Annotated in this window: 16 protein-coding genes; 10 read left to right on the top strand and 6 right to left on the bottom strand. The window is 64.2% G+C overall.

The annotated features are described in order from the left end of the window. Positions 1-138 precede the first annotated feature (138 nt). On the top strand, positions 139-780 hold the full coding sequence (locus LQV39_RS01220) for a DUF4136 domain-containing protein (RefSeq protein WP_230019800.1): 642 nt from the start codon (positions 139-141) through the stop codon (positions 778-780). Between the two features lie 68 nt (positions 781-848). On the opposite strand, the gene LQV39_RS01215 is transcribed toward LQV39_RS01220, so the two are convergent. The 5 genes from LQV39_RS01215 to LQV39_RS01195 form a co-directional block, all read right to left on the bottom strand. Further along, positions 849-1,334: a PEP-CTERM sorting domain-containing protein gene (locus tag LQV39_RS01215; protein WP_230019799.1), complete on the bottom strand. Its 486-nt coding sequence runs from the start codon at positions 1,332-1,334 to the stop codon at positions 849-851. Between the two features lie 161 nt (positions 1,335-1,495). Further along, a complete protein-coding gene (locus LQV39_RS01210; RefSeq protein ID WP_230019798.1) occupies positions 1,496-1,651 on the bottom strand; it encodes a hypothetical protein in 156 nt (51 codons plus the stop codon). A 5-nt stretch (positions 1,652-1,656) separates the two neighbouring features. Next, positions 1,657-2,631 (bottom strand): quinone oxidoreductase, encoded by a 975-nt coding sequence (locus LQV39_RS01205; protein ID WP_230019797.1) that lies wholly within the window; start codon positions 2,629-2,631, stop codon positions 1,657-1,659. Between the two features lie 15 nt (positions 2,632-2,646). Further along, positions 2,647-3,024, bottom strand: a complete 378-nt coding sequence (locus LQV39_RS01200) for a methylglyoxal synthase (RefSeq protein ID WP_230019796.1) — start codon at positions 3,022-3,024, stop codon at positions 2,647-2,649. A gap of 10 nt (positions 3,025-3,034) precedes the next feature. Further along, the gene (locus tag LQV39_RS01195) at positions 3,035-3,958 is read right to left on the bottom strand and encodes a DMT family transporter (RefSeq protein WP_230019795.1); all 924 of its coding nucleotides are present in this window, start codon (positions 3,956-3,958) and stop codon (positions 3,035-3,037) included. A 143-nt stretch (positions 3,959-4,101) separates the two neighbouring features. Between LQV39_RS01195 and LQV39_RS01190 the strand changes: the two genes are divergently transcribed. The 3 genes from LQV39_RS01190 to purD all read left to right on the top strand — a co-directional run bounded on the left by LQV39_RS01190 (position 4,102) and on the right by purD (position 6,955). Beyond that, the gene (locus LQV39_RS01190; protein WP_230019794.1) at positions 4,102-4,872 is read left to right on the top strand and encodes a DUF2182 domain-containing protein; all 771 of its coding nucleotides are present in this window, start codon (positions 4,102-4,104) and stop codon (positions 4,870-4,872) included. A gap of 71 nt (positions 4,873-4,943) precedes the next feature. After that, a complete protein-coding gene (locus LQV39_RS01185) occupies positions 4,944-5,669 on the top strand; it encodes a YebC/PmpR family DNA-binding transcriptional regulator (protein WP_230019793.1) in 726 nt (241 codons plus the stop codon). Between the two features lie 17 nt (positions 5,670-5,686). Next, entirely contained in the window at positions 5,687-6,955 is a 1,269-nt protein-coding gene (purD, locus tag LQV39_RS01180) for a phosphoribosylamine--glycine ligase (protein WP_230019792.1), read from the top strand. A gap of 123 nt (positions 6,956-7,078) precedes the next feature. Here purD and LQV39_RS01175 read toward each other — a convergent pair whose 3' ends face one another. Beyond that, the gene (locus LQV39_RS01175) at positions 7,079-7,372 is read right to left on the bottom strand and encodes a GIY-YIG nuclease family protein (protein ID WP_230019791.1); all 294 of its coding nucleotides are present in this window, start codon (positions 7,370-7,372) and stop codon (positions 7,079-7,081) included. Between the two features lie 222 nt (positions 7,373-7,594). On the opposite strand from LQV39_RS01175, the gene hemF reads away from it, so the two are divergent. The 6 genes from hemF to rng all read left to right on the top strand — a co-directional run bounded on the left by hemF (position 7,595) and on the right by rng (position 12,637). Continuing rightward, entirely contained in the window at positions 7,595-8,506 is a 912-nt protein-coding gene (hemF, locus tag LQV39_RS01170) for an oxygen-dependent coproporphyrinogen oxidase (RefSeq protein ID WP_230019790.1), read from the top strand. After that, positions 8,503-9,180, top strand: a complete 678-nt coding sequence (locus tag LQV39_RS01165; RefSeq protein WP_230019789.1) for a nicotinate-nucleotide adenylyltransferase — start codon at positions 8,503-8,505, stop codon at positions 9,178-9,180. The genes hemF and LQV39_RS01165 overlap by 4 nt, the downstream gene beginning before the upstream one ends. Further along, positions 9,180-9,890, top strand: a complete 711-nt coding sequence (gene rsfS / locus LQV39_RS01160) for a ribosome silencing factor (RefSeq protein ID WP_230019788.1) — start codon at positions 9,180-9,182, stop codon at positions 9,888-9,890. The genes LQV39_RS01165 and rsfS overlap by 1 nt, the downstream gene beginning before the upstream one ends. Before the next feature lie 9 nt (positions 9,891-9,899). Further along, on the top strand, positions 9,900-10,370 hold the full coding sequence (rlmH, locus tag LQV39_RS01155) for a 23S rRNA (pseudouridine(1915)-N(3))-methyltransferase RlmH (protein ID WP_230019787.1): 471 nt from the start codon (positions 9,900-9,902) through the stop codon (positions 10,368-10,370). Positions 10,371-10,477: 107 nt separating this feature from the next. After that, positions 10,478-11,098, top strand: a complete 621-nt coding sequence (locus tag LQV39_RS01150) for a nucleoside triphosphate pyrophosphatase (protein ID WP_230019786.1) — start codon at positions 10,478-10,480, stop codon at positions 11,096-11,098. Positions 11,099-11,158: 60 nt separating this feature from the next. Next, a complete protein-coding gene (gene rng / locus LQV39_RS01145; RefSeq protein ID WP_230019785.1) occupies positions 11,159-12,637 on the top strand; it encodes a ribonuclease G in 1,479 nt (492 codons plus the stop codon). Positions 12,638-12,837 lie beyond the last annotated feature (200 nt).

Below are 12,837 nucleotides of genomic sequence, written 5' to 3'. Positions count from 1 at the left end.
GTTTCGCAACCGCTTTCATGTATCGCACTGTAACTGTCTTAACCGCTCGTAAATGTATTTCCGTAAATTGAACAGCAAGGGTAAGCTGTACCCGTGAAGAATTCCGATTGAAGAAACGATAGCGAGATGGAGCACATCATGAAACGCATTATGATCGCCGCGGCGGCATCGCTGAGCCTGCTGCTGGCCGGCTGCGCGACCACGATCCGCAGCGACGTCACCACCTTCCACCAATGGCCGGCGCAGATCGCCGACAAGAGCTATGCCTTCGAGGCCCCGGCCCCGCAGGACAACACGCTCGAGCTGCAAAACTACGAGAACCTGGTGCGCGGCCAGCTGGCGCGCCTCGGTTTCCATGAGGCGCCGCAAGCCCCGGCCATGAAGGTCGCGGTGCGCTTCGTCACGGTCGACGTGCCGACCCAGGTGGTCTATCCGTCGTATGCGCCTTTCTATCCGTATTCGGCGCGCTTCGGCTACGGCGGCTTCCGCCGGCGCTACTGGGGCGGCGGCTGGTACAACCCCTTCTACGATCCGTTCTGGGGCCCGGTGCCGCGCTACAGCGTCGAGGAAGAACACCGCTACCACCGCCAGGTGCAGATCGCGATCACCTCGGTGGCCGACAACAAGCGCCTGTTCGACGTCACGGTGCGCAACGTGAGCAAGACCATGTCGACCCCGGCGGTGATGCCGGCGCTGGTGCAGAGCGCCTTCGAAGGTTTTCCGGGCCCGAACGGCGGCGCGCGGGTGATCGAGTTGAAGCAGGAGCCGCGCAAGGGTTGAGCCGGGTCTGCACATGACAAAGCCGGGGTCGGCATGCCGCCCCGGCTTTTTGTTTGCTGCGAAAAGCCTCAGCCGGCCTTGCGGCGGCGTGCGGCGGCCAGTCCGGCCAGGCCCAGGCCCATCAGGCCCAGGCTGAGCGGCTCGGGCACGTCGGCGCTGTGCTCGACGCGGAAGGCGTAGTTGACCGCTCCCCAACCGAGGGCGATATCCATGACCATCGCCGAGGTGTCGCCGCGCACGTCATACTGGCCCAGCACGCCGCTATCCTGACGGTAGTCCTGCGCGAATTGCGACGGACCGATACCGTACTGGTCGTACCACCCCATCCGGTTGATCAGGGCGGCATCCATGCCCAGGGTCGAAATCACGTAATCGCTGGCAAGGCCGCCGAACAGGACCGCCGCGGCTTCCTGGGCGGTATAGGTCGGCGGCTTGGTATCAAATTCGGCGCCGCTGAAGAGGTCCCAGGACCCGACATAGGTCGGGGTGGCGAAGGCAGATGCGGCGGAGCCGACCAGGATCGCGGCAGCGAGCAGTTTTTTCGTCAATGTCATGTTTTTCTCCCCTTCTTGTCGGACGCACAGACTGAAGCACAATACATGCCAGAAAGAAATAATTGAATCAATTCAATTATTTGCATCTACGAACAATTTCAATGCGAGGAGAACTGTAAAATTTTCCGACAGTCCGGTGCGCCATGCCGTACCGGAACAGGCTAGGCCAGGTAGGCTTCCGACAGCATGGTAATCGCCACGATCAGCAGGATGGCCAGGGCCAGCACCACCAGCAGGCGCCCGAAACGGGGGCTGTCGCCTTGCTGGATGGGCGCCGGATCGCCGGCCGGATCGTTATCGTCGCTGAACTCTCTCATGGCGCTCATGGCAGCAGGATGGTTTTACCGGTGGTGCGCCGCGACTCCAGCGCGATGTGGGCTTGCGCCGCATCCGCCAGCGGGAAGCGCTGGTGGATCTCGATCTTGACCTGGCCGCTGGAGACCATCTGGAACAGGTCGGCCGCCATCGCTTCCAGGTCTTCGCGCTTCGCCGCATAGGTTGCCAGCGTAGGGCGCGTGATGTACAGCGACCCGCGCGACACCAGCTCGCTCAGCGCGAACGCCGGCACCGCGCCGGACGAGTTGCCGAAGCTGACCATCAGCCCCCGCGGCTGCAGGCAGTCGAGTGAGCGGATGAACGTGTCCTTGCCCACCGAGTCGTAGACCACAGGCACCTTCGCTCCCTCAGTGATCTCGAGCACGCGCTGCACCACATCCTCGGTGTTGTAGTTGATGACGTGGGCGGCGCCGTGGCTTTTTGCCAGCGCCGCTTTTTCGTTTGACCCCACCGTACCGATCAGGTTCACGCCCATCGCACGCGCCCACTGGCAGGCGATCAGGCCGACGCCGCCGGCCGCCGCGTGGAACAGGATGGTGTCGCCGGCCTTCAGCGCATAGGTCTGGCGGAACAGGTATTGCACCGTCAGGCCCTGCAGCATCATCGCGGCCCCGGTCTCGAAATCGATGGCGTCGGGCAGCTTGACGAGGATATCGGCAGGCATGACGCGCAGCTCGCTGTAGGCGCCGTTCGGGCGCGCCGCATAGGCCACGCGGTCGCCCGGCTTCACGTGCTGTACGCCCTCGCCCACCGCCTCCACGACGCCGGCCGCTTCATGTCCCAGGCCGTCCGGCAGCGGCGCCGGATACAGGCCGTTGCGGAAATAGACGTCGATGAAGTTCAGGCCGATCGCATGGTTGCGCACGCGCGCTTCGCCAGGACCGGGCTCGCCGACTTCGACGTCGACGTACTCCAGCACCTCGGGACCGCCGGTGCGCGCATAACGGATTGCTTTTGCCATCTTCGATTCTCCTTGTCAGGACATTTCGCTCAATCGGGTCAGCACCAGGCGCGCGCTCGAGACATTGGTCGCGCAGGGGATGTTGTGCACGTCGCAGGCGCGCACCAGGGCGTTGATGTCGGGTTCGTGCGGCTGCGGCGTCATCGGGTCGCGCAGGAAGATCACGCAGTCGATCTCGCCGTTGACGAGGTGGGCGCCGATCTGCAGGTCGCCGCCCAGCGGGCCCGAATGCATGCGCGTGACCTCGAGGCCGAGCTCGTTGATCAGGCGGCCGCCGGTGGTGCCGGTGGCGGTGAGCGTGCAGCCGGCCAGGAAGTCGCGGTATTCGAAGGCGAGCGCGATCATGTCGTCTTTTTTCTTGTCGTGGGCAATCAGCGCAATGCGTGGTTTCATGTGGTTCCCTTTAGTTTTTTTTCAGCGACAGCAGATAGATCCCCGCCAGCACCAGCCCGGTCCCGGCCAGCTGCACGGCCGTGATCGGCTCCCCCAGGATGGCCCAGCCCAGGAACAGCGTGGACACCGGGCCGATCATGCCGGCCTGCGAGGCGACCGGGGCGCCGATGCGCTGCACCGCGATCATGGTCATGAAGACCGGGAAGATGGTACAGAATATCCCGTTCACGAGCGAGAGGCCGTAGACCTGCAGCGGCTGCACCAGCAGGCTGGCCGGGCGCAGGATGAAGAACTGGGCGATGCAGGCCACGCTCGAGACGCACATCGCGTAGGCGACCAGGCGCAGCGAGCCGATGCGCCGGACCATCTCGCCGGTGCCGAGCAGGTAGGCCGCGTAGGCCACCGCCGAGCCCAGCACGAGCAGGGAGCCGGTCACGATGCTGCCGGCGCCCGCGCCCAGGTCGTGCACGAACACCAGCACGATGCCGCAGTAGGACAGGCCCAGCGCCAGCCATTGGGCGGCGCCGATGCGGCGCTTCAGGAACACCGCGGTAATCAGGAGCACGAAGGTCGGGGTCAGGAACAGGATCAGGCGCTCCAGTCCCACCGAGATGTACTGCAGCCCGAGGAAATCGAGATAGCTGGACAGGTAGTAGCCGACCAGGCCCAGGCCCACCAGGCGCCAGCGGTCGCGCACCGACAAGGGCGGCTGGGTGCGCATCTTCCAGATCGCCACGCCCGCAAACACCGGAAGCGAGAACAGCATTCTGAACGCGATCAAAGTCACTGCATCGATGTGGTAGCGGTACAGCAGTTTGGCGACTACGGCCTTCGTGGAAAACAGAACGGCGCCAGCGATGGCAATGGCGAGGCCGGCGACCAGGGCAGAACGTGGGACCGGCGCAACGGATGTGTCGATTGCGATTTTGCTCATCGGACGATTGTAGTGCGAATCCGGAATCCCGGCTGAGGACGGCAGCGAACGCCGAAGGGACGCAGTGGTCCAACCGCCGCTGACCTACTTGAAGCAGAGGATTTCATGAACCACCCCCGGATCGCATGCAGGAGCGCGGTCACATGAGCCGCGCCGGCCGCATCGGGCGCAGCGGTTCCGAACGCACCGTCGTGCTCACCCTGCTGGGACTGCTCGCGGCCCTGTGCTGGGCTTACCTGCTCTACCGCGTCGGCCGCATGGCGCCGATCGGCCTCGCCACGGCCGGCAAGAAGATCGCTGCGCCCTATCACGCGGGCGACCTGGTGCTGCTTTTCGCGCTGTGGGTGGTCGTGATTGCGGCCATGATGCTGCCGGCGGCCGCGCCCTCGGTGCTGCTGTATGCGCGCGTCAAGCGCCTGTGGCGCGAACGCTGGATCTATCCGGGCACCCTGATGTTCGTGCTCGGCTACCTGTTCGTCTGGTGCTGCTGCGCGCTGGTGGCCACACTGGCCGGCTGGATCCTGCACGACGCCGGCGCGCTGGACGAGAGCATGGCGATCGCCCACCCCACCGCCGGCGCGCTGGCGCTGGTGGCGGCCGGTGTCTACCAGTGGACGCCGGCCAAGCACGTCTGCCTGGACAACTGCCGCACGCCGCTGGCCTTCGTCCTGACCCACTGGCGGCGCGGGGCCTGGGGCGGGTTCCGGATGGGCGTCACCGATGCCCGCTACTGCATGGGCTGCTGCTGGCTGCTGCTGGCGCTGGTGCTGCCGGCCGGGGTGCTGAACCTGCCCGTGATCTGCGGCCTGATCGCCCTGATCCTGGCCGAAAAGCTGCTGCCCGGCGGCCACCTGCTGGCCTGCGCAACCGGGCTCGGACTGGTCGCCTGGGGCACTGCGCTGTTGTTTCCCTGACAGTTTTTGGGCAAGGGGGCTATGCTAAAATGTCGAGGATTTAGTATACCGACCAAGTAAGGACACTCGACATGGCTGGACACAGCAAATGGGCCAATATCAAGCATAAAAAGGCCGCCACCGACGCCAAGCGCGGCAAGATCTGGACCCGACTCATCAAGGAAATCACGGTTGCAGCCCGCATGGGCGGCGGCGACGTAGCGACCAACCCGCGCCTGCGCCTGGCCGTCGACAAGGCCGCCGACGCGAATATGCCGAAGGATAACGTCACCCGCGCGATCCAGCGCGGCTCGGGCGGCCTGGAAGGCGTGAACTACGAAGAGATCCGCTACGAAGGCTACGGCATCGGCGGCGCGGCCATCATCGTTGACTGCATGACCGACAACCGCGTGCGCACCGTGGCCGAAGTCCGCCACGCCTTCAGCAAATACGGCGGCAACATGGGCACCGAAGGTTCGGTCTCCTTCATGTTCAAGCATGTCGGCCAGTTCCTGTTCGCGCCCGGCGTCGAAGAGGACAAGCTGATGGAAGCCGCGCTGGAAGCCGGCGCCGACGACGTCATCGCCGACGACGAAGGCGGCTTCGAAGTGCTGTGCGACCCGAACGCCTTCAGCGGCGTCAAGGACGCGCTGGAAAAGGCCGGCTTCAAGGCCGATTCCGCCGAGGTGATCATGAAGCCGGACGTCGAAACCGTCTTCACCGGCGAAGATGCGCAGAAGATGCAGAAGCTGCTCGACGTCCTGGAAAACCTCGACGACGTCCAGGAAATCTATACGAACGCCGTCATCGAAGAGTAAATGGGACGAAACTGAGCATGAAAATCCTGGTAGTCGGCTCTGGTGGCCGTGAACACGCCCTGGCCTGGAAACTGGCCCAATCCGACCGCGTCCAGATGGTCTATGTCGCACCCGGCAACGGCGGGACGGCACGCGATGCGCGCCTGATCAATATCGACATCACGGACCCGGCCGCGCTGGCCGACTTCGTGGTGGCCGAGCACATCGCCCTGACCCTGGTTGGGCCGGAAGCGCCGCTGGCGGCCGGCATCGTCAACATCTTCCGCGCGCGCGGTCTGAAGGTCTTCGGCCCGACCCGCGAGGCGGCGCAGCTGGAAAGCTCGAAGGACTTCGCCAAGGCCTTCATGGAACGCCACGGCATCCCGACCGCGAAGTACCAGACCTTCTCCGGCGCTGCCGAGGCCCACGCCTACATCGACGCCAACGGCGCCCCGATCGTGATCAAGGCCGACGGCCTGGCGGCCGGCAAGGGCGTGGTCGTCGCGATGACGCTGGACGAAGCGCACCAGGCGGTCGACCACATGCTGTCGGATAACCGCTTCGGCGACGCCGGCGCGCGCATCGTGATCGAGGAATTCCTGGCCGGCGAAGAAGCCAGCTTCATCGTCATGTGCGACGGCAAGAACGTCCTGGCCCTGGCCACCTCGCAGGACCACAAGCGCCTGAAGGACGCCGACCAGGGCCCGAACACGGGCGGCATGGGCGCCTACTCGCCGGCGCCGATCGTGACGCCATCGATGCACGCGCGCGTGATGCGCGAGATCATCAACCCGACCATCCAGGGCATGGCCAGGGACGGCATCCCCTACACCGGCTTCCTGTACGCCGGCCTGATGATCGACGCCAACGGCACGCCGAAGACCCTGGAATTCAACTGCCGCATGGGCGACCCGGAAACCCAGCCCATCATGGCGCGCCTGAAGAGCGACTTCGTGACCGTGCTGGAACACGCCTGCAACGGCACGCTCGACACCGTCGAACTCGAATGGGACCGCCGCACCGCGGTGGGCGTGGTGATGGCCGCCGGCGGCTATCCGGACGACCCGGTCAAGGGCGACATCATCGACGGCATCCCCGCCGAGACCCCGGAATGCGTCACCTTCCACGCCGGCACCCGCATCGTCGGCGGCACCCTGCAAACCTCGGGTGGCCGCGTGCTGTGCGTGGTGGGCCTGGGTGACAGCGTCAAGATGGCGCAGAAGCAGGCTTACGAGACCGTCGAGAAAATCCACTTCAATGGCGCGCAGTACCGGCGCGATATTGGGTGGCGTGGGGTGAAGCAGTAAGCTTTACTGCGCGTTTGAAAGCGGGGCGTTTGCCGAAAGGTGACGCCCCATTTTACTTTCCGACGACTCGCAGCCTAAAGACCGTCGTTCCCGCGAAGGCGGGAATCCAAGTTTACATGTATGCTAGGCGGCAATCTCATTATAGAGGTCACGCCAATCAGGATTTTTCTCCTGAATGAGATTCACCTTCCAATCCCGGTTCCACCGTTTGATCTGCTTTTCGCGCTTAATGGCTTCCAGGATCTCGGAATGGACTTCGAACCAGACGAGTTGCTTGACGCCGTATTGCTTGGAAAAGCCGTCGACGACACCCTCGCGATGTTCCCACACGCGCTTCACCAGATTCGAGGTCACGCCTATATAGAGAACGCCGTAAGGCTCGCTTGCCAGAATGTAGACGTAGCTGGATTTGTCCATCGCGGCATCGTCTCATCTCCGATCATTTAGTCGCTGATAGCTATCAATGGTGCGCAGCAGGCGCTCGCCGAACTTGGATTCCCGCCTTCGCGGGAATGACGAGGGGTAAGCTCGCGGGGAGTCGTTTCGGGCAATGCCCGGAACGACGGGGCTGGTGATGACGGCGCAATGGCCAGTAGTGTACAATCCCCCGTTCATTTTTCAGCCCACACCCATTCCCACATGTCCACCCCGAACCCTGCCGCCGTCAAGGCCTGGCTGCTCGACCTGCAGGCGCGCATCGTGCAGGCGCTGGAGGAAGTCGATGGCAAGCCGTTTTTGCGCGACGCCTGGGAGCGTGCCGAGGGTGGCGGCGGGATTTCGCGCCTGATCGAAGAAGGCAATGTGTTCGAGCGCGGCGGCTGCAATTTCTCGCACGTGCAAGGGAAAAGCCTGCCGCCGTCCGCGATGGCCGCGCGGCCGGAACTGGCGGGCCGGGCCTGGGAAGCGATGGGCGTGTCGCTGGTGCTGCATCCGCGTAATCCTTATGCCCCGACCGTGCACATGAACGTGCGCTTTTTCGAGGCGACCGCGGAAGGCAAGGAGCCGGTCTGGTGGTTCGGCGGCGGCATGGATCTGACGCCCTATTACGGCGTCGAGGAAGATGCGCGCCATTTCCACCAGGTCTGCCATGATGCCTTGCAGCCTTTCGGCGACGATCTGCATCCGCGCTTCAAGCGCTGGTGCGACGATTATTTCTACCTGAAGCACCGCAAGGAAGCGCGCGGCGTCGGCGGCATTTTCTTCGACGATTTCAACGAACTCGGTTTCGAGCAGTCGTACGCAATGCTGCAGAAGGTCGGCAACGGTTTCCTCGATGCCTACCTGCCGATCCTGATTGCGCGCAAGGACCAGTCTTACGGCGAGCGCGAACGCGACTTCCAGGCCTATCGCCGCGGACGCTATGTCGAGTTCAACCTGGTGTGGGACCGCGGCACCCTGTTCGGCCTGCAGTCGGGCGGGCGCACCGAGGCGATCCTGATGTCGATGCCGCCGATCGTGAAGTGGCGCTACGACTGGCATCCAGAACCGGGCAGCCCCGAGGCCAGGCTGTATAGCGACTTCCTCCCGCATCGGGACTGGCTGGCGACGTGACACATTGCGTCGCCCTGCTGGGAGGCAGTTTCGACCCGGTGCATCACGGCCACGTCGCGCTGGCCGATCTGTTCGTTCACCTGCTGCGCCCAAGTGAACTCCGCATCATGCCGGCCGGGCAACCGTGGCAAAAGAAGGCGGGCCTGGAAGCCGGTGACGCCGACCGCGTCGCGATGCTGAAGCTGGCTTTCGAGGATGCCGCGATCGAACCGGTCATCGACACCCGCGAAATCGAACGCGACACGCCGACCTACACGGTCGAAACCCTGCGCGAGCTGCGCGCCGAACTCGGGCCGGACGCCTCCATCGTGTTCCTGATGGGCGCCGACCAGCTTCAAAAACTGGACAGCTGGGTCGACTGGCAGGACTTGTTCGCGCTGGCGAATTTCGGCGTCGCCGCCCGCCCCGGCTACGAACTGGACGCCGCGTTCCTGCCGCCCGCAGTGGCGCGCGAACTGGCGCCGCGCCTGGCCAGCCCGGAAGAGGTGCGAGAAAGCAAGGCGGGACGTGTCTGCCTGGCGCATACGCTGGCGGTCGATATCTCGGCCACCGAGCTGCGCGCGGCCCTGCACGCGGGCGCTGCGGCGGATGCAACTGAGCGGGCAAAGCTAAGCGCGCTCCTTGCGCCGCAAGTGCTAGACTATATTCAACAACACAACTTATACAAGAACTAATGGACATCAAGAAACTGCAATCGCTCGTCGTCGACGCTCTCGAAGACGTCAAGGGCCAGGACATCGCCCTGTTCGACACGACCAACCTGACCAGCCTGTTCGACCGCATCGCGGTCGTCTCGGGCACCTCGAATCGCCAGACCAAGGCGCTGGCCGCCTCGGTGCGCGACAAGGTCAAGGCAGCAGGCGGCGATGTCGTCGGCCTCGAAGGCGAAGACACCGGCGAATGGGTGCTGGTCGACCTCGGCGACATGATCGTGCACATCATGCAGCCGGCGATCCGCCAGTACTACCGCCTCGAAGAAATCTGGGGCGAGAAGCCGGTCAAGCTGGGCGCCGCCAAGCGCAAGTCGACCGTGGAAGGCCTGGAAGCCGCCGCTGCGCCGAAAGGCAAGGGCAAGCACCTGGCCGCCAACCAGGAACAGCCGGAAGCCAAGCCGGTCGTCGAGAAAAAGCCGGCCGCCAAGCGCGCCACGGCTGCTTCGAAGACTGCCGCCGCTGGCGCAGGTACCGCTGCGAAGAAGCCGGCCGCCAAGATCCCGACCGGCGCCAAAGTGAAAGTGGCCGTATCGAAGACCGCCGCCGCCTCGGCTGCTGCCGCGAAAGCCGCCAAGGCCGCCGCACCGAAGCGCGCAACCAAGGCCGCTCCGGCCGCGGATGCAGCACCGGCCAAGAAGGTCATCCGCCGCATCAAGAAGACTGAAGAGTAAACCGCTTCAATGCAGTTGATCATTGCCGCGGTCGGCCACAAGATGCCGGCCTGGATCGAGACCGGTTTCGCCGAGTACACGAAGCGCATGCCGCCCGAGCTGCGCATCGTGCTCAAGGAGATCAAGCCGGTCGAGCGGTCCGGCAGCAAGACCGCGGCCACCGCGATGGCGCTCGAACGCGAGCGCATCGAAGCCGTGCTGCCGAAGGGGGTGCGCATCGTCGCCCTCGACGAGCGCGGCAAGGACCTCACCAGCGTCGGCCTGTCGCAGCAGCTGGAAGCCTGGCAGCAGGATGGGCGCGACGTCGCCTTCCTGATCGGCGGCGCCGACGGCCTCGATCCCGAACTGAAAGCCCGTGCCGATGGACTGATCCGCATTTCCAGCATGACGCTTCCCCACGGAATCGTGCGTGTGATGCTTGCGGAACAGTTATATCGTGCCTGGTCGATCACCCAAAACCACCCCTACCACCGCGTCTAGGAGCCGTTAAACATGCGCATGGCGTTGTTGCAGCTCCTTGTCGTGCTAAACGCACTGCCTGCGTCGCCGCGCCTAGCCCTGCGCATGTTTAACGGCTCCTATTTGAAATGAAACTCCTCGATAAAAAAATCTACCTTGCCTCGAAGAGCCCTCGCAGGCGCGAACTGCTGCGCCAGGTCGGCGTCGACTTCGAACTGCTCAGCCTGCGTACCGATGCCGCGCGCGGTCCCGACGTCAGCGAGGCCGAGCGGCCGGGCGAATCGCCGCTCGATTATGTGGCCCGGGTGGCGCATGAAAAGGGCGCGTTCGCGTGGAAGATCCTGGCGCTGCGCCGCATGCCGCTGCGTCCGGTGCTGTCGGCCGACACCACCGTCACCATCGACGGCCAGATCCTCGGCAAGCCGGCCAATGCCGACGAGGCGGCGGCAATGCTGGAGCGCCTGTCGGGCCGTACCCACCAGGTGCTGACCTCGGTGGCGCTGCACCACGTCGACCTGGCCGAGCAGGTCACGCAGGTGTCGAACGTGCGTTTTACAAAACTGAGTCCCGCCGCCATCAAGGCCTATTGCGCGACCGCGGAACCCTACGACAAGGCCGGCGCCTACGGCATCCAGGGCCTGGCGGCGCTGTTCATCGAGCATATCGAGGGCAGCCACTCGGGCATCATGGGCTTGCCGGTGTTCGAGACCGCGCAGCTGCTGAAGAAGGCCGGCGTCGAGTTCTTGTGATTGTTTAAGGGTGGCCGTGTATGATGTCATCCTGAACAATAAACGCACGGCCCTAGCCTCATGACTGAAGACATCCTGATCAATATCACCCCACAGGAAACGCGCGTGGCGCTGGTGGTACAGGGAGCCGTGCAGGAGCTGCACATCGAGCGGACGCTCACCCGCGGGCTGGCCGGCAACGTCTATTCGGGCAAGGTCGTGCGGGTGCTGCCGGGGATGCAGTCCGCCTTCATCGACATCGGCCTGGAACGCGCCGCCTTCCTGCACGTGGCCGACATCTGGGAAGCCCGTCCGCACGACAACAATGGCGGCGGCAACGGTAACGCCGCCCCGACCCCCATCGAGAAAATCCTGTTCGACGGCCAGGTGCTGACCGTGCAGGTGATCAAGGACCCGATCGGCACCAAGGGCGCGCGCCTGTCGACGCAGATCTCGATCGCCGGGCGCATGCTGGTCTACCTGCCGCAGGACAAGCACATCGGCATCTCGCAGAAAATCGAGAAGGAAACCGAGCGCGAGGCGCTGCGCGCACGCATGCAGGGTCTGCTGCCGCCGGAAGAAAAAGGCGGCTACATCGTGCGCACCCAGGCCGAAGACGCCTCCGACGCCGACCTGGCGGCCGACATCGACTACCTGCGCAAGACCTGGAACGCGATCCTGCAGGGCGCCCGCACCCGTCCCGCCACCAGCCTGCTGTACCAGGACCTGAACCTGGCCCAGCGCGTGCTGCGCGACTTCGTGCACGACGAAACCGCCGCCATCCTGGTCGACTCGCGCGAGAACTACCTGATGCTGGCGGAATTCGCCCAGGTCTACACGCCCAGCGTGCTGTCGCGCCTGCAGCACTACACCGGCGAGCGCCCGCTGTTCGACCTCTACGGCGTCGAGGAAGAGATCCTGCGCGCACTGGGCCGCCGCGTCGACCTGAAGTCGGGCGGCTACCTGATCGTCGACCAGACCGAGGCGATGACGACCATCGACGTCAACACCGGCGGCTTCGTCGGCGGGCGCAACTTCGCCGACACCATCTTCAAGACCAACCTCGAGGCCGCCCACGCGATCGCGCGCCAGCTGCGCCTGCGTAACCTCGGCGGCATCATCATCCTCGACTTCATCGACATGGAGAACAACGAGCACCGCAACGCCGTGCTGGCGGAGCTCAAGAAGACCCTGTCGCGCGACCGCACCAAGGTGTCCGTCAGCGGTTTCTCGGCGCTGGGCCTGGTCGAGATGACGAGGAAGCGCACCCGCGAGTCGCTGGCCCACATCCTGTGCGAGCCCTGCCCCGCCTGCTCCGGCAAGGGGCAAGTCAAAACCTCGCGCACCATCTGCTACGAAATCCTGCGCGAGCTGCTGCGCGAAGCCAAGCAGTTCAATCCGCGCGAATTCCGCATCCTGGCCTCCCAGGAAGTGGTCGACCTCTTCCTCGAAGAAGAATCGCAGCACCTGGCGATGCTGGGCGACTTCATCGGCAAGAAAATCTCGCTGCAAGTTGAAAAAGGCTATCACCAGGAACAGTACGACGTGATCCTGATGTGATCCACGTGTGAACTTTACACATCAGGTTCGCCGGCTGAATCTCATGCATTTGTCGTCGTGTTCAGAGGATGTTGCTGCTACAGGACAATACCGTTAAAAATCGAGATACGGGCAACGCAGTTGGCGAGTTTGGACTACAATTTGTGACAATTTGCTGATATTTCGAGAGTTGGCGGTATCGCGTTTTCAGGCATATGCAT

The sequence above is a fragment of the Massilia sp. Bi118 genome, from assembly GCF_918697865.1.
Lineage (GTDB): Bacteria > Pseudomonadota > Gammaproteobacteria > Burkholderiales > Burkholderiaceae_D > Telluria.
Note: the sequence above shows the minus strand (reverse complement) of the source record. Positions and strands in the feature narration are given on the sequence as shown.

Bases quoted from the DNA above. Each gene is read 5' to 3' on its own strand.
- LQV39_RS01150 (WP_230019786.1), top strand. From the start codon at position 10,478: ATGAAACTCCTCGATAAAAAAATCTACCTTGCCTCGAAGAGCCCTCGC.
- LQV39_RS01200 (WP_230019796.1), bottom strand. From the start codon at position 3,024: ATGAAACCACGCATTGCGCTGATTGCCCACGACAAGAAAAAAGACGAC.
- LQV39_RS01215 (WP_230019799.1), bottom strand. From the start codon at position 1,334: ATGACATTGACGAAAAAACTGCTCGCTGCCGCGATCCTGGTCGGCTCC.
- LQV39_RS01195 (WP_230019795.1), bottom strand. From the start codon at position 3,958: ATGAGCAAAATCGCAATCGACACATCCGTTGCGCCGGTCCCACGTTCT.
- rsfS (WP_230019788.1), top strand. From the start codon at position 9,180: ATGGACATCAAGAAACTGCAATCGCTCGTCGTCGACGCTCTCGAAGAC.
- rng (WP_230019785.1), top strand. From the start codon at position 11,159: ATGACTGAAGACATCCTGATCAATATCACCCCACAGGAAACGCGCGTG.
- LQV39_RS01190 (WP_230019794.1), top strand. From the start codon at position 4,102: ATGAGCCGCGCCGGCCGCATCGGGCGCAGCGGTTCCGAACGCACCGTC.
- LQV39_RS01185 (WP_230019793.1), top strand. From the start codon at position 4,944: ATGGCTGGACACAGCAAATGGGCCAATATCAAGCATAAAAAGGCCGCC.
- LQV39_RS01210 (WP_230019798.1), bottom strand. From the start codon at position 1,651: ATGAGAGAGTTCAGCGACGATAACGATCCGGCCGGCGATCCGGCGCCC.
- hemF (WP_230019790.1), top strand. From the start codon at position 7,595: ATGTCCACCCCGAACCCTGCCGCCGTCAAGGCCTGGCTGCTCGACCTG.
- purD (WP_230019792.1), top strand. From the start codon at position 5,687: ATGAAAATCCTGGTAGTCGGCTCTGGTGGCCGTGAACACGCCCTGGCC.
- LQV39_RS01220 (WP_230019800.1), top strand. From the start codon at position 139: ATGAAACGCATTATGATCGCCGCGGCGGCATCGCTGAGCCTGCTGCTG.
- LQV39_RS01205 (WP_230019797.1), bottom strand. From the start codon at position 2,631: ATGGCAAAAGCAATCCGTTATGCGCGCACCGGCGGTCCCGAGGTGCTG.
- LQV39_RS01175 (WP_230019791.1), bottom strand. From the start codon at position 7,372: ATGGACAAATCCAGCTACGTCTACATTCTGGCAAGCGAGCCTTACGGC.
- rlmH (WP_230019787.1), top strand. From the start codon at position 9,900: ATGCAGTTGATCATTGCCGCGGTCGGCCACAAGATGCCGGCCTGGATC.